At 66.8% G+C, this 211-nt stretch carries 1 pseudogene; it reads right to left on the bottom strand.

Annotation, left to right across the window (positions count from 1 at the left end):
• Positions 1-211, bottom strand: a pseudogene (locus tag IG84_RS38650) (adenosylhomocysteinase); the annotation flags it as partial.

The raw sequence follows: 211 nt of genomic DNA, 5'->3' as shown, positions 1-211 counted from the left end.
GTCGACCTCGGTGACGATCACCCGGGCGCCCTGGCCGCGCAGCGACTCCGCACAGCCCTTGCCCACATCGCCGTAACCGCACACCACGGCGGTCTTGCCGCCGATCAGGACGTCGGTGGCGCGGTTGATGCCGTCGATCAGCGAGTGCCGGCAGCCGTACTTGTTGTCGAACTTCGACTTCGTCACGGCGTCATTCACGTTGATCGCCGGG

It is taken from the genome of Streptomyces ochraceiscleroticus (assembly GCF_000720485.1).
Classification (GTDB): domain Bacteria; phylum Actinomycetota; class Actinomycetes; order Streptomycetales; family Streptomycetaceae; genus Streptomyces; species Streptomyces ochraceiscleroticus.
The sequence above is the reverse complement of the archived record's forward strand: the minus strand, read 5'-3'. Positions and strand labels throughout refer to the sequence as shown.